Source organism: Streptomyces corchorusii, from assembly GCF_001514055.1.
GTDB classification, from domain to species: Bacteria; Actinomycetota; Actinomycetes; order Streptomycetales; family Streptomycetaceae; genus Streptomyces; species Streptomyces olivaceoviridis.
Genome location: NZ_KQ948352.1, coordinates 1 through 18,120, shown reverse-complemented (window position 1 = coordinate 18,120; position 18,120 = coordinate 1). Strand labels below are relative to the sequence as shown.

17 protein-coding genes and 1 pseudogene are annotated in these 18,120 nt (G+C 72.8%); 9 read left to right on the top strand and 9 right to left on the bottom strand.

Annotated features, from left to right (window positions below; genetic code table 11):
- Positions 1 to 16: 16 nt before the first annotated feature.
- A complete protein-coding gene (locus AQJ11_RS04265; protein ID WP_014675696.1) occupies positions 17 to 664 on the bottom strand; it encodes a ScbR family autoregulator-binding transcription factor in 648 nt (215 codons plus the stop codon).
- Between the two features lie 431 nt (positions 665 to 1,095).
- Here AQJ11_RS04265 and AQJ11_RS04260 point away from each other — a divergent pair, with 431 nt between their 5' ends.
- Positions 1,096 to 2,073, top strand: coding sequence for a lytic polysaccharide monooxygenase auxiliary activity family 9 protein (locus tag AQJ11_RS04260; RefSeq protein ID WP_059261925.1), 978 nt, complete (start codon positions 1,096 to 1,098; stop codon positions 2,071 to 2,073).
- Positions 2,074 to 2,091: 18 nt separating this feature from the next.
- On the opposite strand, the gene AQJ11_RS04255 is transcribed toward AQJ11_RS04260, so the two are convergent.
- Positions 2,092 to 2,742: a hypothetical protein gene (locus tag AQJ11_RS04255; RefSeq protein ID WP_059261924.1), complete on the bottom strand. Its 651-nt coding sequence runs from the start codon at positions 2,740 to 2,742 to the stop codon at positions 2,092 to 2,094.
- 654 nt (positions 2,743 to 3,396) lie between these two features.
- On the opposite strand from AQJ11_RS04255, the gene AQJ11_RS04250 reads away from it, so the two are divergent.
- The 3 genes from AQJ11_RS04250 (at position 3,397) to AQJ11_RS04240 (ending at position 6,001) form a co-directional block, all read left to right on the top strand.
- Complete coding sequence (locus AQJ11_RS04250; protein WP_059261923.1) at positions 3,397 to 4,107, top strand: DUF6230 family protein; 711 nt, start codon at positions 3,397 to 3,399, stop codon at positions 4,105 to 4,107.
- A 5-nt stretch (positions 4,108 to 4,112) separates the two neighbouring features.
- Positions 4,113 to 4,562, top strand: coding sequence for a DUF6114 domain-containing protein (locus AQJ11_RS04245; protein ID WP_244218100.1), 450 nt, complete (start codon positions 4,113 to 4,115; stop codon positions 4,560 to 4,562).
- A 446-nt stretch (positions 4,563 to 5,008) separates the two neighbouring features.
- Positions 5,009 to 6,001: a sporulation protein gene (locus AQJ11_RS04240; RefSeq protein ID WP_059261922.1), complete on the top strand. Its 993-nt coding sequence runs from the start codon at positions 5,009 to 5,011 to the stop codon at positions 5,999 to 6,001.
- A 35-nt stretch (positions 6,002 to 6,036) separates the two neighbouring features.
- On the opposite strand, the pseudogene tatA reads toward AQJ11_RS04240, so the two are convergent.
- Both tatA and AQJ11_RS04230 read right to left on the bottom strand, forming a co-directional pair.
- Positions 6,037 to 6,207: pseudogene (tatA, locus tag AQJ11_RS04235) on the bottom strand (Sec-independent protein translocase subunit TatA); the annotation flags it as partial.
- Positions 6,208 to 6,919: 712 nt separating this feature from the next.
- A complete protein-coding gene (locus AQJ11_RS04230; protein WP_059261921.1) occupies positions 6,920 to 7,285 on the bottom strand; it encodes an ArsR/SmtB family transcription factor in 366 nt (121 codons plus the stop codon).
- Positions 7,286 to 7,465: 180 nt separating this feature from the next.
- Between AQJ11_RS04230 and AQJ11_RS04225 the strand changes: the two genes are divergently transcribed.
- Positions 7,466 to 7,921, top strand: a complete 456-nt coding sequence (locus AQJ11_RS04225; RefSeq protein ID WP_059261920.1) for a tellurite resistance TerB family protein — start codon at positions 7,466 to 7,468, stop codon at positions 7,919 to 7,921.
- Positions 7,922 to 8,041: 120 nt separating this feature from the next.
- Here the strand turns inward: AQJ11_RS04225 and AQJ11_RS04220 are convergent, their stop codons facing one another.
- Together AQJ11_RS04220 and AQJ11_RS04215 are read right to left on the bottom strand one after the other, a co-directional pair.
- Entirely contained in the window at positions 8,042 to 9,889 is a 1,848-nt protein-coding gene (locus tag AQJ11_RS04220; RefSeq protein ID WP_059261919.1) for an aromatic amino acid lyase, read from the bottom strand.
- A gap of 260 nt (positions 9,890 to 10,149) precedes the next feature.
- Positions 10,150 to 11,112, bottom strand: a complete 963-nt coding sequence (locus tag AQJ11_RS04215; RefSeq protein WP_014675685.1) for an ABC transporter substrate-binding protein — start codon at positions 11,110 to 11,112, stop codon at positions 10,150 to 10,152.
- Positions 11,113 to 11,397: 285 nt separating this feature from the next.
- Here AQJ11_RS04215 and AQJ11_RS04210 point away from each other — a divergent pair, with 285 nt between their 5' ends.
- The 4 genes from AQJ11_RS04210 to AQJ11_RS04195 are packed head-to-tail and all read left to right on the top strand — an operon-like array spanning position 11,398 to position 15,613.
- Positions 11,398 to 14,106: a sensor histidine kinase gene (locus tag AQJ11_RS04210; protein WP_059261918.1), complete on the top strand. Its 2,709-nt coding sequence runs from the start codon at positions 11,398 to 11,400 to the stop codon at positions 14,104 to 14,106.
- Entirely contained in the window at positions 14,103 to 14,579 is a 477-nt protein-coding gene (locus AQJ11_RS04205; protein ID WP_014675682.1) for a roadblock/LC7 domain-containing protein, read from the top strand. The genes AQJ11_RS04210 and AQJ11_RS04205 overlap by 4 nt, the downstream gene beginning before the upstream one ends.
- Before the next feature lie 28 nt (positions 14,580 to 14,607).
- A complete protein-coding gene (locus AQJ11_RS04200) occupies positions 14,608 to 15,024 on the top strand; it encodes a DUF742 domain-containing protein (RefSeq protein ID WP_208616451.1) in 417 nt (138 codons plus the stop codon).
- A complete protein-coding gene (locus AQJ11_RS04195; RefSeq protein WP_041665543.1) occupies positions 15,011 to 15,613 on the top strand; it encodes a GTP-binding protein in 603 nt (200 codons plus the stop codon). Before AQJ11_RS04200 ends, AQJ11_RS04195 begins: the two co-directional genes overlap by 14 nt.
- Positions 15,614 to 15,616: 3 nt before the next feature.
- On the opposite strand, the gene AQJ11_RS04190 is transcribed toward AQJ11_RS04195, so the two are convergent.
- Genes AQJ11_RS04190 through AQJ11_RS04180 form a run of 3 tightly spaced genes read right to left on the bottom strand, consistent with a single transcriptional unit; the run spans position 15,617 to position 18,065 of the window.
- Positions 15,617 to 16,285, bottom strand: a complete 669-nt coding sequence (locus AQJ11_RS04190) for an ABC transporter permease (protein WP_014675679.1) — start codon at positions 16,283 to 16,285, stop codon at positions 15,617 to 15,619.
- Entirely contained in the window at positions 16,282 to 16,935 is a 654-nt protein-coding gene (locus AQJ11_RS04185; protein ID WP_014675678.1) for an ABC transporter permease, read from the bottom strand. Before AQJ11_RS04185 ends, AQJ11_RS04190 begins: the two co-directional genes overlap by 4 nt.
- Positions 16,932 to 18,065 (bottom strand): ABC transporter ATP-binding protein, encoded by a 1,134-nt coding sequence (locus AQJ11_RS04180; protein WP_014675677.1) that lies wholly within the window; start codon positions 18,063 to 18,065, stop codon positions 16,932 to 16,934. The genes AQJ11_RS04185 and AQJ11_RS04180 overlap by 4 nt, the downstream gene beginning before the upstream one ends.
- Between the last annotated feature and the right edge of the window lie 55 nt (positions 18,066 to 18,120).

Below are 18,120 nucleotides of genomic sequence, written 5' to 3'. Positions count from 1 at the left end.
CACCGTATCGCGGGCGTCAGGCGGTGCGGATCTCCCGCTCCAGCTGCGTGGCGAGGCTGACGTAGCGGGGGCGGCGGTGCACCGGGACGAGTCCGCGGACCATGAGGTGCCACATCTCGGCGACTCTGCGCGGCAGCCGTCCGACCGGTTCGAGCGAGCGGCCGGCGACGCGGGTGCCGATGAAGAAGCAGACGAGGGAGTGGGCGACGACGCCGACGTCGAGATCGCCGTGTACGTCGGCTTCCCGGACGGCTCCGGTGAACTTGCGGGTGGCGAAGTCGAGCCACTCGGTGAACGGGTGCCGCAGCGGCGGCCGTACGGCGATGTCCGCGGCGGCCAGGCGGAGTCCGGCGCGCGGTACCGGATCCTCCACGGCGAGCCGGGCGATCCCGAACGTGGTGCGCATCAGGGCCTCCAGCGAGGAGCAGCCACGGCTCTCGACGTCGGCCACGAGGTGCCGGGCGGCCTTGTCCTGGAGTTCCAGGATGGCGTGGGCGAGATCCTCCTTGGCGGCGAAGTGGAAGTACAGGGCGCCCTTGGTGACCTTCGCGTGTGCGACGATGTCGCTCAGGCTGGTGGACTCGTATCCGCGCCGGTCGATCAGATCGGCGGCGGCCGTGATGATCGTCGCCCGGGTCTGTTCGGCACGTAACTGCCTTGGCATCCTGGACTCCCTCCTCGCGCCAAAAAGAACAGGACATGCGGTTTGTTTCTGACTCGTTGCATACGATAACTCACCGAGCGGCAACGGGAGTCCGGCGGACCACGCGCGCGGTACGACACGTGTCATCGCCCCGCTCGGCACCGGCCGGATGCTCCGCACCTCTCCAACGGGCGAGACCTCATGGTTTCCCCTTCGTCGCCGGCCGGTGTCCGGGAGCCCCGGGGCGGCGGGCGCCGCCCCATGATCGCCACGATACGAGGCGGACGGCCGACTCCTCAATGGGATGTGGAAGCAGGCGCAAAACAGCCGAACCGGTCGGTGCTTTCACGCCCCCCGCGCGCGGGTGCGCCGGACCGGCTGAACACGGCGACCGACGGGGCCGTACTGGACGCGCAGACCCCGTTCCCCGCGCCCGTCGAGGAGACGCCCGGATGACTCGAAAGACTCGGAAGACCCGGACGACCGCCCGCCTGGGCGTCAGGACGGCCGCCGCGACGGCACCGCTCCTGCTCCTGCCGTGGGCGGCGGGGCCCGCCCAGGCGCACGGAGCCCCGACGGACCCGGTCAGCCGGGTCTACGCCTGCTCACCCGAGGGGGAGGCCGCCCGGACGCCGGCCTGCCGCGCGGCGATCGCGGCGAACGGCGGCCCGTTCACCGCCTGGGACAACCTGCGTGTGGCGGGGGTGGCGGGCCGCGACCGGCAGGTGATCCCGGACGGCAGACTGTGCAGCGGGAACCTGCCCGCGTACCGGGGCCTGGACCTGGCCCGGCGGGACTGGCCGGCGACACGGCTGACACCGGGCGGCCACCTGACCCTGACCTACGCGTCGACCATCGCGCACACGGGCACGTTCAAGCTGTACCTGACCAAGCCGGGTTACGACCCCTCACGGCCGCTGACGTGGTCCGACCTGCCCGCGCGCCCCTTCGCCGAGGTCACCGACCCGCCGCTGCGGAACGGGGCGTACCGCCTGAACGCGACGCTCCCCGCGGACCGGACGGGCCGTCAAGTGCTCTACACCATCTGGCAGAACAGCAGTACGCCGGACACGTACTACGCGTGCTCCGACGTGGTCTTCCCGAAGCGCGCGAAAGCCGCCGGGGCGGCGGGGTCCGCCCGGCCCGCGCCGACGGCGAGTTCACCGGACGCGCCGGCCGCGTCGGGTTCGCCGGCCGCACCGGCCCCATCGGAGCCGGGTTCCCCGGTGGCGGGTCCGACCGATCGATCGACGAGCGGCGCCGGTGACCGGTCCGAGGCCGCCGTGCGCGACGGAACGCCGGTCGCGCAGACCACGCACGGCGGACCGGGCCCCTCGGCGCCGTTGCTGACGGGCGGCGCCGCCGCGGTGCTGCTGCTCACCGGGGGCGCCGCCCTCACGCTGCGGCTTCGGCGTCTACGACGACGCTGAAGCACGCCATCCGGTCGGTCAGTTGACGTAGACCCGGACTCCCGCGTCGGTGACGGGGGCGTACTTCGCCGTGAAGTAGCCGTTGGCGAAGCACAGCGACGAGCCGGAGGTCTTGGTGAACTGCTGGTTGGTGAAGGTGATGCTGCTGTCGGCGTTGTCGGCCTTACCGGTCAGTCCGGGCGCCTGGTACACACAGCTCACGGTGCCCAGCAGGGTGCGCAGCTGGACGGTGGCCTGGATGACGGAGCCGCTCGGGGGCGAGACGGTGAGGGTGCCGGCCGAGGTGATCGTCGCCGAGTAGGGCAGGTTGTTGATGGTGATGCCGTTGACGCCCAGGACACCGGTGACGTTGCTGGTGCAGGTGGTGTTGTCGAAGGTGTGCGCGGTGACGGACTCGGTGGCCGTGCCGGGCGCGGTCGGGTTGCCGGTGACCTTGGCGGTGAACTGCGAGCCGGTGCACTTGACCCCGCTGGTGCCGGTCGCGCTGGAGTAGAAGGTGGCGGAGGTGCCGGAGGCCAGCGGCGCGGTGAGGGTGTCGCCGACGGCGACCGCGGTGCCGCCGGTGCTGCCGGTGGTGAGGACCGGGCCGGCCGCGGAGGCCGGGGTGGCCCAGGTGAGGGCGAGCGCCGTGGCGGTGCCGGCAAGGGCGAGGAGGGAACGCGTACGCATGGGGGTGCCTCTCTTCCGAAGTGGGGGGACAGATGAGGTGAGGTGGGGGGTGCGATCGGTGCGATGCCGCCGGCGCGGGGCCGTCACGCCTTCTCCGTACGCGGCGGACCCGCGACGGCGGCACACCGGACACCGGCCGAAGGCCTCGGGGGAAGACCTCCGGCCGGGCCGGGTACAGGGGCGGTCCGACACGGGGAGAACGAGGGAAGTGACCGTGCCGGAGCCGCGCTGAGAGGTGGAGCGGTTGCCGTGACAGGGCCGGGAACGCGGCCGGTGCCGCATGAGGGACGCGGCGGATGCCACGTCTGACGCGAACGGGTGCCGCTTGCCGGATCCGGCGCCACGGATCCGTGGAAACAGGGGAAGTTGTAGACCTGATTAACCGTCAGGGTCAAGTGGTCGAGGGGTAGTTGAACCTGGCCGGTTGCGGTCCGTGCACATCCGACACCCTTTTTTCACATCTCCCTTGACCCTTGAATGTAACCGGCGGTAACTTCCTCGAAGGCTACTGCCGCGTAACGAGAAATCCCTTGCGCCCGCCGGGAGTTGCGAGGAGGCGTGCGCGGCATCCGCTGTCCGCGCCAGGACACCGCGCCACTGAAGCCCGACCCGCATTGATCCGCGCCCCATTGACCCGCGCCCACGGGAGCAGACATGGCCTCGTCCCCGGACGTCCCGTCCGCCGGCAACACCCCCGACATTCCGGGAAGCGACACCCCGGGAAGCGACACCCCGCCCGAAGCCCGGAACGCCGTCGGGACCACCGCCGGCGTGCGGCGCGGACGGGTCCAGGCCCGCCGCGCCGCCGTGATGGCGGTACCCGCCACCCTGGTCGCCGCCGGCCTCGCGGTCCTCACCGCGCAGGGAGCGCTGGGTGTGCAGTTCGCCATCTCCGGCATGCCGTTCACGGTCACCGCCACGGAACTCAACGGCACCGGATTCGAGCAGTTCGGCGGCCTCGACAACATGGCGGAGGGCAGCCCCAACGCCGGGGACACCGGCGGCCAGGTGCTCGTCATCACATCCGCGATCAAGCACGCCACGCTCACCAAGTTGTGCCAGAGCGTCGACCTGGGCGGCACCAACCTGCTGATCACCGCGGGCGGCGGGTCCGAGAAGGTCAGCGCGACCGACCTGACCACCGACTCCACCGAGCTGTCGGGTGACGCGGCGTTCAACAACATCGAGATCGGCAACGACGCCAGCACGCTGACCAAGGCGGGCGTGAAGGGCCCGATCGGCGTCTTCAGCCAGCAGGCCGACACCGTGCGGATCGCCCATCTCCGGCAGACCAACTACGCGACGACGGCTGGCGTGTTCAAGCTGCCGGGTCTCAAGCTGCGCTTCAGCGACTCGGGTTGCTGATCACCGTGCCGGACCGTCCACGCCCGGGACCGAGGCTCGCCTTCCGCGGATGGCGGGCCCGCCGGCCGTTCTGGGGCGGGCTGCTGCTCGCCCTCGGCGGCGGCGAGATCCTGCTCACCGAGAAGGCCTCGCTGAAGGTCGTGCTGCACATCGGCATGCAGGGCCTGGCCGGCTATCTGCTGCCGACCCTCATGGTGCTGCTGGGCCTGCTGATCCTCTTCAACCCCTCCCAGCGGCTCTTCTACTCCATCACCGGCATCCTGCTCTCCCTGGGCAGCTGGCTCACCTCCAACCTGGGCGGCTTCTTCATCGGCCTGCTCCTCGGCGCCGTCGGCAGCTGCCTCGCCTTCGGCTGGCTCCCGGACCAGGAACCCCGCGTCAGCCGCCGCAAACGACGCGAGCGGGAGCGGGCCGAGGCCCACGCCCTGACGTCGGAGGAGGCGGGCACGGCCTGAGCCGGGGGCTGGGCGGTGAGGCGGGCTCGGTGCGGGCTCGGTGCGGGCTCGGTATGTGCCGGGGTGTCCTTGACGCGGGCCGGCCTTGACGCCGGGGCCGTTCTTGACGCGGCCAGCCTTGGCGGGGGGCGTCCTTGGCGCCGGGGTGACCGTGCCGGGTGTCGGTGGCGGAGCGGATCAGCGCGGCCGGGCCTCGGTTGCGGGTAGCCGGGCCGCGGTCGTACGCCCCGCGTCGGGCGGCCGGGCCCGCCGCTGCCCCGGCGGCAAGGGGCCGGACTCCTGCCTGGTCCGGCGGAGCGGAGGGCACCGGACCGGGCCCGATCACAGGCCAGGGGTCCCCCGAACAGGTGACTTGGGAACTTCTTTGCGCTTGCCGGGAGTTCATCGGGCAGTCGGGCGGCCGTGGAGTGCCGTCCGGGTGACGTGATGAACGAAGGAGCTACGGCATGGTGTTCAAGAGGCTGCTCGGCGCGATCGGGGTCGGCGGCCCCTCCGTGGACACGGTGCTCGACGGCGGCGCGGCGCTGCCCGGCGGCACCCTGTCGGGCCGGGTACTGCTGCGGGGCGGTGCGACGGCCGTGGAGGTCGAACACATCGGCCTGGAGCTGATCGCCCGCGTGGAGGCGGAGCACGCGGACGGAGAGAGCGAGGGCACGGTCGCCTTCGAGCGGTTCACCGTCGGCGGCGGTTTCCGGCTCGGTGAACAGGAGGAGCGCGAGCTTGCGTTCAGTGTCCCGCTCCCCTGGGAGACCCCCGTCACCGAACTGCGCGGGCAGCCGCTCGGCATCGTGCTCGGCGTGCGCACCGAGGTCGCGGTGGCCGGCGCCCGGGACAAGGGCGACCTGGACCCGCTCGCCGTCCGCCCCCTGCCCGTGCAGGAGGCCGTGCTGGAGGCCCTCGGCGCACTGGGCTTCGGCTTCCGCTCGGCCGACCTGGAGTACGGCCGCATCGGCGGTACGGGCCAGCAGTTGCCGTTCTACCAGGAGATCGAGCTGACCCCGGCCCCGCAGTACGCGCACGCGGTGAACGAGATCGAGCTGACCTTCCTCGCCTCCCCCATGGGCGTCGAGGTGGTCCTGGAGGCGGACAAGCGCGGCGGACTGTGGTCGTCGGGGCACGACGCCCTGACCCGCTTCACCGTGCGCCACGAGGACGCGCCGACCCTCGACTGGCAGAGAGAGGTGGACGGCTGGATCCGCCAGGTGACCGAGCACCGCGAGGCCTACGACAGCCATGCGGCGTACGGCCACGGCGGCGCGCACCAGCCCGGTCTCCACTCCCCCGGCGCCCACCGCTCCGGCCCGGGCCTGGGCACGGCCGTGGCCGCCGGCGCGGCGGGCCTCGCCGTAGGGGTCGTGGGCGGCATGGTGGCCGCGGAAGTCGTGGACGAGATCGGGGACTTCTTCGAGGGAGAGGAGGACGAAGGCGACGAAGGCTAGGAGAGGAGCAGGAGGAGGGGGGCCGCTCAGCCGGCGGAGCCCTGCGTACCGTCCTCCTCCTTCATCGCCTTGGCCTCGCTCTTGAGGATGCGCATGGACTTGCCCAGCGCCCGGGCGGTCTCGGGGAGCTTCCGGGACCCGAACAGCAGGAGGAACACGACCGCGACGATCAGCAGATGCCAGGGCTCAAGTCCGTTGCGGAGCATGACCGCCCCCTTCTTCGTCTCGCTTGTCTCACCTTGCGGCAACGCTTGCCGTATTGCGCAACTGTACAACCCGGCTTGGGGAGGAAGAGCGCGCACCCGCCTCGGGGCGGGGGGTCCTCCCGGTCCGGGCCTGGCCTGGCCTGGCCTGGTGACGGCAGACGCTGGTCGTAACGGGCCTGGCTTGGCCGACTGGGCCGGGGCTACCGCCCACGCCGGTCGTGGCGGGCCTTCGCCGCCCTGAGGGCCAGGGCCAACATGACCAGGGCCTGGGCGAGCAGGTCTCGGTGAACCGGGCTGAGTGGAACAGGGCCCGGTCTTCCGGGGCGTCGGGGCCGTGCGGTTCGCCCGTGAGGACGCCCGGCGCGTGGTCAGTCCGTGGGCGCACGACAGCCGTACGTCGGCGGGACGACGCCGCCGGGGCCGTCAGGGCGCGGTCGGCCGAGCGCTCGCCGGCCGCGCGCAGCGGCGGCGCCCCCGAGGTCGACGCCGTCGTGGCAGGCGCCCGCCCGAGACCAACCGAGGGTGGGCAGCACGGCGGTGCAGGGGGCGCGCAGGCCGCGCAGCCGGTGGGCTGCTCGGGAAGGAGGTGTGCGGGCGGGGCGGGGTGTTCTCGCCGAGGGTGGCGGGCCGAGCGGTGGCCTCGGCGTCGGCGAGTCCGCGCGGGCCGGTGTCCAGACGCTGGAGCTTCCGGGGGACGGTGCCGGTCCCGGGATCAGAGGCCGCGGAGCCGGCGGGCCGGGACGGCGGCGGGTGCCTTCCGCTCGGCGAGCCGGCCGACGAGGCGTACGACGTCGACCACGGGGGCCTGCTCGGCGGTGTCGACGAAGTAGACCTGGCGGCGGCCCTCGCGGCGGGAGCGGACGAGGCCGGCGAGTCTGAGCTTGGTCAGGTGCTGGCTGACGGCGGGCAGGGCGCCGCCGACCCGCGCGGCGAGGCCGGTCACATCGCTCTCGCCCTGGGTCAGCGCCCACACGATGTGCAGCCGGGCGGGCGTGGCGAGCAGTCCGAAGACAGCGGCGGCCTCGGTGAGCACCTCGGCGGAGGGGTCCTGGTGGCCGGTGCCGGACGCTGTCGCCACTGTCGCCTTCCTCCGCTGGGTTCGTCGTGGGCTCGCCGCTGTGTTCCGGCTGTGTCCGCCGCGCTCGCGGACTCAGTGTAGATCTCCGGAACTTCCCGGCCGCCCCATTAGTTTCTACGTTGCTGTAGAAGTTAACGTCGGACTGCCGGAAGCAGCCGGCGGACGATACGAGGAGTACGCATGGCCCTGTGGGACCGCATCAAGGAGTCGGCGTCGCAGATGCAGACGCAGTTGGTGGCGAAGAAGAACGACCTGAAGAGCGGCGCGTTCCGCGATGCGAGCATGGCGATGTGCGCGCTGGTGGCCGCGGCCGACGGGACGGTGGATCCGTCGGAGCGGCAGCGGGTGGCCCAGCTCATCGCCACCAACGAGGTGTTGCAGAACTTCCCGGCGGACGACCTCCGCCGGCGCTTCGAGGAGAACTTGAACAAGCTGACGACGGACTTCGCCTTCGGCAAGGTGAGCGTGTTGCAGGAGATCGCCAAGGCGAAGAAGAAGCCCGCCGAGGCGCGGGCCGTCATCCAGATCGGCCTCGTCATCGGCGGCGCGGACGGCGACTTCGACAAGGACGAGCAGGCCGTGGTGCGTGAAGCGTGCTACGCGCTGGACCTGCCGCCGCACGAGTTCGACCTCTGAGCCTGCTGTAGAGCGCGTGGATGAGGGCACGCGCGAAGACCTCGGCCGTGCCCTCGGCCGTGCCCTCGTCCACGCCCGCGTCGAACCGAGCTCAGCGCTCCCGCGCTCGCCCTCCTTCGCTCACAACTCCGCGAGGCGGGGCAGCAGTGCCGTCGCCGTCTCGATGTCCCCGGTCAGCGGGCGGTCCTCCAGGCCGGTGGGGAGCACGGCGGCGGCGAGGGCGAGGGCGGGGAGGGCCGGCGGTTCCGGGTGGAGACGCAAGGCCCTCACGGCGCACACCAGTTCGCAGGCGAGGACGGTGGCGTAGGCGGCGCGGGCCCGTTCCGTCTGGCGGGCCGCCTGCCCGGCGAAGCCGGCGGCCTCCTCCAGGCCGTGGGAGAGGACGGCGTGCCCGGCCGAGGCCGGCGCGGCGGCGCTGGAGCGCAGCTCCGCGAGCGCCGAGTTGGCGGTGTACTCCAGGATCATCGTGCCGGAACTGCCAGCCGGGCCGGTGGCGAGAAACCCGGGCAGGCCGGTGAGGTCGGGGCGGCTCAGCGCGGACAGGCGTGCGGCGGAGAGCTGCGCGGTCTTCAGCAGGGCGAGGTTCAGGCCGTCCAGCGCCAGCGCGAGCGGGGCGGCGAAGAAGCCGCCGTGGTGGTAGAGGTGGCCGTCCGGGGTCAGTACGGGGTTCTCCGAGGGGCAGTTGATCTCGGTCTCGACGATCCGGCGCAACGCGGCCGAGGCATCGAGGGCGGCGCCGTGCACCTGCGGGAACGCGCGGAATCCGTACGGGTCCTGGATCCGCCGGCCGGCTGCGGGGAGCCCGGTGTCCCCGCCCGTCGCCGGGTCGTCGGGCAGGCCGAGCAGACGCCGTACCTCGGCGGCGGCACGGGCCGGGCCGGGGTAGGGCCGCAGGGCGTGCACCGGCGCGGCGTACGCCTCCGGCGAGCCCGACACGGCGGCGAGGGACAGTGCCGCGACCACGTGCGTGGCCCGCAGCAGCAGCTCGGTCTCGTGCCCGGCGAGGGCGGCCTGTGCGAGGGCGAGGGCGTTGCTGCTGAGCAGCGCGAGCGCGTCGCCGGCCCGCAGGGTGACCGGGGCGGGCAGCGCACCGGCGGCCGGGCCTCCCTCGCCGACGCCCCGGGAGCGGGCCTCGCCGACGTGCACACCGTCGACGGTCGCGGTCAGGTCCGCCGCCGCCTGGACCGTCTGCTCCGCACCGACGCCGACCACACCGAGGGGCCCGGCGCCGGAAGGCGGCCGTTCCCCGCTGAGCACACCCCTACCCGGCGCCTCCTCCAGCACGCCGCCAGGTCCGACCGTCGCCCGCTCGGCGGTGCCCACGCCCCCACTCGCAGAACCAGCGCCCGGCGCCTCCCCGGCCCCGGGTCCCGGCCCGGCCCCCGCCCGCTCCCCCACCGGCACGGTTCCGTCCGCGCGGGGTGGGGTCGCCGGGTCGTCCGGTGTCAGCCAAGGGCGTTCGCCGAGGAGGGTCAGGCCGGTCTGGGCCAGGGCCGTCAGGTCGCCGGTGCCCACACCGCCGTACTCGTTGACGGCCGGGTGCACGCCGAGGCGGAGGGCGTCGGTGAGGGCGGTGACGAAGGACGGGTGGATGCCGGAGCCGCCGGCGAGGAGCTGGTTGGCGCGGATCGCGAGCATCGCGCGAACCGTGCGGGCCGGCAGCGCCGGACCGGCCCCGCCCGCGTGGCTGCGCAGCAGACGCAGGCCGTGGGCGGTCTCCTCGGCCGGGTCGACGGCGACCGAGCGGTGCGCGCCGACGCCGGTGCCCCGGCCGTACCAGCGGCCCGTGGCGGCGAGCCGGTCGGCCGTCTCCCGGGCACGGCGGACCCGGTCCAGAGCGCCGGGGTCGACGGCGGGCACGGCCGTACCGTCCGCGAGCCGGATCAGGGCGGGGAGGGTGAGGCCGCCGCCGTCGAGCGGGACGCGGGTGTCCCCTCGCTGCGGGGGCACCCGCGTGGGCACGTCCACGGGTCGTTCCTGACAGTTCCTGGTCGTTCCGGTTGTTCTAGTCGTTCCGGTTGTTCTAGTCGTTCCGGTCACTCTGGGCCGTTGCGGCAGTCCTGGTCACCAGACCGTTCCGGCCGTCCCGGCGTTCCGGTCACCTGGCCGTTCCGCCCGTGCCGGTCGCCCCGGCCGTGCCGGTCGCCCCGGCCGTCCCGGTCGCCCCGGCCGTCCCGGCGTCCCGGTCACCCGGCCTCCCCGCCCCGGCCCTTCCGAGTGGTCCGGCCTCAGCCCAGCCCCGCCGACTTCAGCCACGCCTTCGCGACGTCCAGCGGGTCCTTGTTCTGGGCCTGCACCTGGGTGTCCAGGTCCAGCAGGGTCGCGGTGTCGAGCTTGGCGGAGACGGCGTTGAGCGCGTCGACGCCCTCCTTGGACAGCGCGCCCTTGTAGGCGAGCGGCTGGATGTTCTCGAAGCCGAACAGGTTCTTCGGGTCCTGGAGGACGACGAACTTCTCCTTGGAGATGTTCGGGTCCGTGGTGAAGATGTCCGCCGCCTGCACGGCGTCCTTCTTCAGCGCCGCCAGCGTGAGCGGGCCGCCCGCGTCCAGCGCCTTGAAGGACTTGAACTCCAGGCCGTAGACGGACTTCAGGCCCACCAGGCCCTGCTGCCGGGTCTGGAACTCCGGCGAGGCGCCGATGACCAGGTCCTTGGCGATGTCCTTCAGGTCGGCGATGGAGGACTTCTCGGTGAGCTGGTACTTCTTCGCGGTGGCCGCGTTGACCGTGATCGAGTCCTTGTCCTGCGCCGGCGCCGGGTCGAGCAGCGTGAGCTTGGAGTCCAGCTTGGCGCTGATGGCGTCCGTGGTCTCCGCGAGGGTCTTCGGGGCGGCCTTCGGGTCGAGGTAGGCCAGCAGCGCGCCGTTGTACTCGGGCAGGACCGATATGGAACCGTTCTTGATCAGTCCGTAGGTGGTCTCACGGCTGCCGATGTTCGGCTTGTAGGTGACCTTGATCCCCTTGGCCTTGAGCGCCTCGCCGTAGATGTCGGCGAGCAGGGTGCTCTCGGGGAAGTTGTTGGATCCGACGACGACGGTGTCGCCGCCGGCCTTGCTGTTGTCCGACAGGGGGTTGTCGGCCTTGCCGTCATTGGAGGAACAGCCCGCCAGCAGAACCGTCGCCGCCGCGAGGGCGACCGCCGCCGCGCCTCGGTTCCTCCGGATGGACCTGCTGATGTGGGTTGTGGAAGTCACGGACTGATCCAATCCAGCCAGTTCTCGGTCAGTCAAGGGAATCAGATCACCGATTGGCCTCGATCCGCGGTCACCCGTGCACACAGAGCAGTTGCTTTGTAACGGATTCTTGATGAAAGGTGAGCTGATCCACACCTCAAGAGGCCTGTACTCTCACCTGCGTTGGTATCGACCACAGCGGTGCGCGGGGCCCGCTTCGGTGTCGTGACGCGTTCCGGGGGCGACACGGCCCTCAGGTCCGGGAGTGACGGCTCCCCCGGACAAGACACCCACGAAGGAGGCCCGGTGTCCACGAACCAGGTGGACGCGCCCGCCCGGCACGCCCCCACGCGGGGCGCAGCACGGGGATTCGCCGACCGCTGGCCCTTCCGGCGCAAGCTCAATCTGCTCGTCGGCATTCCCCTCGCGGTCATCGCGGTTCTGCTGGCGTACCTCTTCACCGACCTGGTGCGGCAGTCGTCCAGTGCCGCCTCGGCGGCCCGGATGGTGCGCGACAGCGCCCAAGTGGCGCGCCTGGTGGACCGGGTGGAGGCCGAGCACCAGCAGGCCATCCTGCTCTCGACGCGCTACGAGTCCGGGGACGCGAAGCCGACGACGTCCGCCTACCGCGCGGCGCAGCACGCGGTCGACTCCCAGGTGGCCACGGTGCGTGAGGCCTTCGGGGACCGGCTGCCGGAGAGCGAGGCGCAGGCCCTGCGCGGGGTCGAGGGCCTCACCAGCCTGCGCACCTCGGTGGAGCAGTCGTACCTGCCCGCCGACAACATCGACCCGGCCTACGCGGGCGCCGCCCAGAGCCTGATCGACGGCCTCGGCCTCGACCGCGACGCCGACCTCGCCGAGACCTTCACCGGCAGTCTGCTGGACTCCCTGCTGCGCGCGGACGCCGCCCACGGCGCCTTCGAGACCAACGTGTTCGCCGCCACCACGGGCGACACCAACGCGCAGATCGAGTTCACCAGCGCGGTCGGCGCGTACGAGCTGTACACCCACCAGGCCGCGCGGTTCGCCCGGTTCGCCACCGAGGCGCAGGCCGAGCGGTTCTCCGGCATCGAACACACGCAGGCACAGCGCGAGATCGCCGAGGCGTACGCCGAACTCCAGGTCGGTGTCGGCCGGCTGGAGACGAACGACAAGGAACGGCTGCGGCGGGCGGTGCAGGACGCGCTGACCGACTACCCCGCCTACCCCGAGCAGGCCGCCGCCCGGCTGAAGATCACCACCGCGCTGATCGGCCAGATCGCCGACCGGGCCGACGGCGCCGCCGACGGCGCCCGGTGGCGGGCCGGCCTGCTGCTGAGCGGCGCGCTGATCGCCTTCGCCCTGTGGATCGCCTTCGCGGTGCTGGTGCGCCGCTCGGTGGTCCGGCCCGTGCAGGCGCTCACCGGAGCCGCGCGGGAGGTCGCCGAGGTCGCCGGGCGGGAACTGGCCCGGGTGGCCGACGACGACGCCGAGGACGAGGGACCGCCCCGCCTGCGGGACATGCCGGTCACGGCCCGCGACGAGATCGGCGACCTGGCGGAGGCGTTCAACCGGGTGCAGACCACCGCCGCCGCGCTGCTGGAACGCCAGGTGCTCAGCCGGCGCAACACCGCGGAGATGTTCGGCAACGTGGGCCGCCGGGTCAGCAACCTGACCACCCGCCAACTCGCGCTGATCGACGCGGTGGAGCGGGGGGAGACCGACCCCGCGCTGCTGGAACGGCTGTACTCCATCGACCACATCGCCGTGCGGCTGCGGCGCAACGCCGACAGCCTGATGCTGCTGGCCGGCATCCGCGAGACCGTGCTGGACGCGGGCCCGACGGCGCTGTCCACCGTCGTACGGGCCGCGCTCGGGCAGATCGAGGGCTACCAGCGGGTACGGCTGTACGCCGCGTCGGACGCCCTGGTCGAGCCGGACATCATCGGTGACCTCACGCTGATGGTGGCCGAACTGCTGGAGAACGCGGTGTCGTTCTCGCCCGAGGGCAGCCCCGTCGAGGTCACCGTCCGCTCCGGGGCCGAGGGCACGCACGTCGTGGTCACCGACCACGGCCTCGGCATGAGCGCCGAGCGGCTCGCCGAGGAGAACGCCCGGCTGATCCGCCGGGAACGGCTGGACCTGGTGCCGACCAAGGTGCTGGGCCTGTTCGTGGTGGGCGCGCTGGCCCGCCGCTGGGAGATCGGGGTCGAACTGACCCGCACACCGGGCGGCGGTGTGACGGCCGAGGTGACGCTGCCGGCCTCGCTGCTGCTCGCGCCGGGCGCGGGGACGCAGGCTCCGGCGACCGCGGCGCCCGCGCCGGCGGCCGGGGTGTCCGGGCCGGTACCCGCGCGGGACGCGCTGCCGCCGGAGACCGCCCACGAGAAGGCACCGGCCGACGGCACCGCACCGGACGAGCCCGTCCCCGCGGAACACGGCGGTCCGCTCCCCCGCCGGGTCCCCCGCCGCGCACCGCAGGACACCGGCACGCAGGCCCCTTCGGGGGAGCGGACGCGCGGCGACGCCGAACAGACCGCGCGCCCGCTGCGCCGCCGGGTGCGCGGGGCCACGCTGCGCACCACCGCGGGCGCCGCGCCGACGGTGCCGAAGACCGTACGGCCGCTGGACGCCGAGGCCGTCCGCGACGCGCTGGAGGAGTTCGAGGACGCCGTGGAACGCGCCCGGCGGGACAGCGGCACCGGCGGCTTCGCCCGCCCGGCGAGCACCGGTACGGCTCCGCACGAGAGCGGCCCGGCCACGACGACGCGCCAGGACGGCGTGACGACGGCACCGCGCCGGCCCCGCCCGGACGGCGCCGCCGGAGCCGCCCGCCCGACCCACCCGAACGCCGCCCCGGACGCCACGCGCCCACCGCACCCGCAGGACGCCCCGCCCCGCGCCGACGACACCCCGGCCACCGACCCCCCACCGCACCCCGCCCCCGAACGCCCCACGCCCGCGGCCCCCGCCCCCACACCCCCGACCACCCCGCCGCACGACCCGAACCACCTTCCGGAAGGAGCCGAGCAGTGAGCACGTCGACAGGTGACAGCCCGACGGGCGGCAGCACGCCGACCGACCTGCGGGCAGCCGCGGCCGACTTCACCTGGCTGCTGAACCGCTTCGCCACCGAGACCGCCGGCGTCGTCGACGCCATCGCCGTGTCCTCGGACGGCCTGCTGATCGCGGTGTCACAGCTGCGCGAGCACGCCGACTCCGAGCGGCTCGCGGCGATCGTGTCCGGCATCACCAGCCTGGCCGCGGGCGCCTCCGGCAACTACGGCCTCGGCGGACTGAACAAGGTCATCATCGATCTGGAGGGCGGTCATGTCATCGTCTCCGCGATCGGCAGCGGCGCCGTGCTCGGTGTCGTCACCGACAAGGAGGCGAAGCTCGGCAACATCGCCTACGAGATGACGCTGTTCGCCAACCGCGCCGGCGCCGCGCTGAGCCCGCAGCTCGTGCTGGAGCTGAAGAACAGCGTGGGCGCGGCGGCGGCCCGCTGAGGAGGAGAAGGTTTCCATGGCGGACGGCATGGCGGACGGCATTCCGCCCCCGGGCCCGGACCCGGTCGGCCCCGTCCCCGCCGTACGGCCGTACCTGGTCACCGCCGGCCGGGTCGCGGACACCGCCTCCGGCCGGGCGCTGCCCGTGGAGACCCAGGTGGTGTCCACCGCCGACGGTCTCGACGCGCTCGGCCGGCTCTCCTTCGAGCAGCACGACATCGTGGCCGCCTGCCGGCTGCCGCAGTCCCTCGCGGAACTCGCGGCCCGGCTGCGGCTGCATCTCAACGTGGTCCGCGTCCTGGCCGAAGACCTGCGCGAGGCGGGCCAGTTGGCGGTGTACGTGCCGGACGCCGAGGCCACCCACGACGCGTCCGTCCTGCGCAGGGTTATCGATGGCCTGCGGGCCATCCCCAACTCCCGAGGGGTACCGAGTGACACCGACTGAACCGCTCCTGGCCCGGGGCCCGGCCGCGCCTGCGGCGGTACGGCCGCCGCTGCCGGTGAAGATGGTGATCGCGGGCGGTTTCGGCGTGGGCAAGACCACGGCCGTCGGCGCGATCTCGGAGATCGAGCCGCTGACCACCGAGGCGTCGATCACCGAGGTCGCGGCCGGCGTGGACGACCTGACGCACACCCCCGGCAAGACCACGACGACCGTCGCGATGGACTTCGGCTGCATCACCATCGACCCGACGTTGAAGCTGTACCTGTTCGGCACGCCCGGGCAGGAGCGGTTCGGGTTCATGTGGGACGACATCGTGGAGGGCGCGGTCGGCGGGCTCGTCATCGTCGACACCCGCCGGCTGGACGACTGCTACGCGGCCGTGGACTACTTCGAGCACAAGGGCATCCCGTTCGCCGTCGCGGTGAACGCCTTCGACGGCCGGGTGGAGCACGCGCTGGAGGACGTCCGCTGGGCGCTGGACGTCTCCGAGGGCGTGCCGGTCGTGGTGTTCGACGCCCGGGAGCGGGGCTCGGTGCGGGACGCGCTGCTCGTCGTACTCGAACTCGCGCTGGCCCGTACCGAGCGGTGACCGTCAGGCGCCGCGGCGTACCCCCGGCGACACCGTGATCCGGGACGCCGCCCAGAACACGGCGAGGGTCGCGAGGGCGAGGCCGGCGACGAGCGTGGCGCCGCCGACGACCTTCTCGTAGTTCTTCTGGTAGAGGCCGTCGATGATGTAGCGGCCGAGGCCGCCGAGGCTGACGTAGGCGGCGATGGTGGCGGTGGAGACGATCTGGATGGCCGCCGTGCGCAGTCCGCTGAGGATCAGCGGGAGCGCGACCGGCACCTCCACCTGGAGCAGCACGCGCGCCTCGGGCATGCCCATGCCCCGGGCCGCGTCCACCGGGGAGGGATCGACGGAGCGGACCGCCTCGTAGGTGGTGACCAGGATCGGCGGTACGGCGAGCACCACCAGCGGGATCATCACCGGCAGCAGGCCGAAGCCGATCCAGATGAACATCAGCACGAGCAGGCCGAAGCTGGGCAGCGCGCGGCCCGCGGTGGCGATGAACGCGAGGGCGTTGCCGCCGCGCCCGGTGTGGCCGGTGAACAGGCCGACGGGCAGCCCGATCGCGGTGGCGATCAGCAGGGCTTCCAGGGAGTACTTGATGTGCTCGGCGAACCGGGTGGGGATGCCGTCGTAGCCGTGCCAGTGGGCGCTGTCGCTGAAGAAGGCGTGCGCGAAGTTCAGGACGTTCACCGGGCGGCACCCTTCCGCGGCATCCAGGGGGTGAGGAGGAGGCGGACGAGGACCAGCGCGGCGTCGGCGAGGATGCCCAGCACCGCGATGGTCAGGACCGAGTTCACGGCCAGGGCGGGCCGGTGGTAGGTCTGGGCGTCGTAGAGCATGTTGCCGAGGGCGCCCTGGTTGCCGATGAGCATGCCGACGCTGACCAGGGAGATGCTGGAGACGGTGGCCACCCGCAGCCCGGCGATGATCGCGGGCACGGCGATGGGCAACTGGACCTGGAAGTACCGGCGTACGGCCCCGAACCCCATGGCCTGGGCGGCGGCCAGGGTCTCCGGCGGCACCGAGCGCACGCCGTCCACGATCGCCGGGACGAGCACCACCAGGCTGTAGAGCGCGAGCGGGATCATCACCGTCGTCTCGCTCTGCCCGAAGTAGTCGATGAGGACGACGAAGAAGGCGAGCGACGGGATGGCGTAGAGGACGGTGGTGATGCCGAGGACGGGCGGGTAGATCCAGCGGAACCGTACGCACAGCTGGGCGATCGGCAGCGAGACGAGCAGTCCGGCCAGCACCGGCAGCAGGGCCTCGCGCAGATGCAGCCCGATGAGACCGGCGTAGCTGTGCTGGAGGTCGCTCGGGAGGTCGAAGAAGCCGCTCATCGCCCGGCCTTCGCGTCGGCGCGCTCCGCCACCTCGCTGTGGGCGGCGCGGATCGCCTCGCCGATGACCTGCTGGGAGACGACACCGACCGCGCGTCCCTCGCCGTCCACCGCGACGGCCCAGCCGGTCGGCGAGAGCACGGCCCCGTCGAGCGCGGTGCGCAGCGAGTCGGTGCCGGGCACGAACGGCCGCCCGTGGTCGAGGAGTCGCTCCCGGTCGATGGCACCGGCGGTGAGCCGGTCCGGTTCGCTCCAGCCGAGCGGCCTGCCGTCGAGGTCGGTGACGAGGAGATAGGGGGCCGTGGCCGCCCGGGCGGCGAGCTTGCCGGCGTCGGCGTCGATCGGGACGACGGGCCCGGTCTGCAACTCCAGCCCGGTGGACGGGAAGAAGGAGAGCCGGCGGATGCCGCGGTCGGCACCGAGGAAGTCCTCCACGAAGGAGTCGGCGGGCGCGCTGAGCAGTTCGGCGGGCGGCGCGAACTGGGCGAGCCGGCCGCCGGTGCGCAGCACGGCGACCTTGGTGCCCAGCTTGATCGCCTCGTCGATGTCGTGCGTGACGAAGACGATGGTCTTGCCCAGCTCGTCCTGGATGCGCAGGAGTTCGTCCTGGAGTCCCTTGCGGACGACGGGGTCGACGGCGGAGAACGGCTCGTCCATCAGCAGCACCGGCGGGTCGGCGGCGAGGGCGCGGGCCACACCGACGCGCTGCTGCTGGCCGCCGGAGAGCTGGTACGGGTACCGCTTGGCCAGCGCGGAGTCGAGCCCCACCCGTTCCATCAGCTCGGCGGCCCGGGCCCGCGCCCGCTGCTTGGTCCAGCCGAGCAGGCGGGGCACGGTGGCGATGTTGTCGAGGATGGTGCGGTGCTGGAAGAGCCCGGCGTTCTGGATGACGTAACCCATCGACCGGCGCAGGGTGTTGACCGGCTGCTGCCGGATGTCCTGGCCGTCGAGGAGGATGCTGCCCTCGCTGGGCTCCACCATCCGGTTGATCATCCGCAGGGTCGTCGTCTTGCCGCAGCCGGAGGGCCCGACGAGGACGGTGATCGCGCGGTCCGGTATGTCCAACGACAGCCGGTCGACCGCGACCGTGCCGTCCGGATACCGCTTCGTGACTGAATCTATCCGTATCAAAACGCCGCGTACCCTTCGGGCGACCGATCCTGGGCTGATGCGGGGAGAGTCTAGA

What these genes read in the sequence shown, in the direction of transcription:
- AQJ11_RS04200 (WP_208616451.1), top strand. Translation starts at nt 14,608, where the DNA reads ATGGCGGACGGCATTCCGCCCCCGGGCCCGGACCCGGTCGGCCCCGTC.
- AQJ11_RS04260 (WP_059261925.1), top strand. Translation starts at nt 1,096, where the DNA reads ATGACTCGAAAGACTCGGAAGACCCGGACGACCGCCCGCCTGGGCGTC.
- AQJ11_RS04225 (WP_059261920.1), top strand. Translation starts at nt 7,466, where the DNA reads ATGGCCCTGTGGGACCGCATCAAGGAGTCGGCGTCGCAGATGCAGACG.
- AQJ11_RS04255 (WP_059261924.1), bottom strand. Translation starts at nt 2,742, where the DNA reads ATGCGTACGCGTTCCCTCCTCGCCCTTGCCGGCACCGCCACGGCGCTC.
- AQJ11_RS04250 (WP_059261923.1), top strand. Translation starts at nt 3,397, where the DNA reads ATGGCCTCGTCCCCGGACGTCCCGTCCGCCGGCAACACCCCCGACATT.
- AQJ11_RS04240 (WP_059261922.1), top strand. Translation starts at nt 5,009, where the DNA reads ATGGTGTTCAAGAGGCTGCTCGGCGCGATCGGGGTCGGCGGCCCCTCC.
- AQJ11_RS04265 (WP_014675696.1), bottom strand. Translation starts at nt 664, where the DNA reads ATGCCAAGGCAGTTACGTGCCGAACAGACCCGGGCGACGATCATCACG.
- AQJ11_RS04185 (WP_014675678.1), bottom strand. Translation starts at nt 16,935, where the DNA reads ATGAGCGGCTTCTTCGACCTCCCGAGCGACCTCCAGCACAGCTACGCC.